The organism is Sutterella massiliensis, assembly GCF_016899755.1.
Classification (GTDB): Bacteria; Pseudomonadota; Gammaproteobacteria; order Burkholderiales; family Burkholderiaceae_F; genus Sutterella; species Sutterella massiliensis.
In genome coordinates, this window is record NZ_JACJJC010000084.1 from 1 (window position 1) to 1,335 (window position 1,335).

2 protein-coding genes are annotated in these 1,335 nt (G+C 39.1%); both read right to left on the reverse strand.

Annotated features, from left to right (window positions below; all coding sequences use genetic code 11):
- Positions 1-729: DNA-processing protein DprA (locus tag H6A60_RS11380; RefSeq protein ID WP_205104701.1), on the reverse strand; the 729-nt coding region annotated here is incomplete at its 3' end.
- Positions 722-1,335, reverse strand: a 614-nt coding sequence (locus H6A60_RS11385; RefSeq protein WP_275114234.1) for a phosphoribosyltransferase family protein, incomplete at its 5' end; no start/stop codon positions are given. The genes H6A60_RS11385 and H6A60_RS11380, both read right to left, overlap by 8 nt.

The following is a 1,335-nucleotide window of genomic DNA, read 5'->3' on the forward strand; positions in this document are numbered from 1 at the left end:
GATATATATATATTTATTCCTTGCCATTGCTTTGCCGACAAGAAAACGCGATTCTGGGCTAAACGGAGAAAGGAGCAAGATTTTTCCCCCTTGAATAGCTTCTCTGAAATTCTTTTTTAAAACTGCCTTCATCAAGCTATCCGACAAAACACCAATTGCAGAACCACCAGCTTCGAGCGTTGCCTCCATTGCTGCCAAATCGACCCCTTTTGCGCCACCAGAAACGATAACACCTGAATCTTCAGCAGCTCTACAACCAATTGTTTTTGCAAATTCAAGATCCTCTTCACATGCATTACGAGATCCCACTACAGCAATACGTTCCTTTTGATTTAATAAATCCATATTGCCGGCAATGTATAAAATTGGTGGTGAAGATTGCTTTAAAGTTTGTTTGATTATCGATGGATAGCAGACATCACTTCTCGAAATAACATTGATCCCTGCACGATTCCATCGCTCCAAAGCCAGTGTTAATTGTAAAGTACGAGAGAGAAGATCTTTTATCCGTTTAGGATCCAAGTTTATATTACTTAATTTTTCCAAAATAGAAGAAGACGAGGGACTTAACAAATCCGAGGGTTTTAGTTTTTCCCGCATCAGCCACACTGCCAAAGTTGCATACTCTTTTACAGTCAAAGGTGATGTTTCTTCCCGAGAGGATTTTTCGGTTAAATGGCCGCACAACAAAAGTGCAGCATAAGTATTTTGTGACAGTTTCTCAAACATTTGATAAATTCGAAGTTGCAAGTGCAAAAGGAAAAACTTTCGAGACTCCATGCTTTAACAACAAAGCTGAAGCAAGAGTCAGAGTCCAGCCAGAATCTGAAATATCATCGACTAGCAGAACAGGTTTTTTAAAATCGAAGGTTTTAAAATCATCTAACTGTACACAGAAACTTCCATCTATGTTTTTACATTGGTGATAGCTATTTTCCATTCCTTTCTGAGGTTGATTATTAGATTTCTTTTTCAAAACTTCAAAGAATGGTACCCCCAATTCTTCCGCAAGTCTTTTTGCAAAGTCTGGAACAAGGTTCTTATGCCGCAACGAGGGAATACATGCTACCCAGAAAATATCTTCGTTAGGCTTCCACTTTTCGCAAATTAAATTTTTTGACGCTTCTACCAAGCGATCGTCGAAATGACCTGCATGTTTTCCTTTTTCTGTCAACGCACCCCAAGGAGGTTCTCCCCATACAGAAAGAATGTATCCTTTCTGCATCTGCAGATCAACAGGAATCGTAGGCTTATCTAGATCGAGATTTAGCAATTTCGAATAAATTGGACAACATGAAGCCGCTTTAGTTGGAAGTCTTTTCCTAGGACTAATCT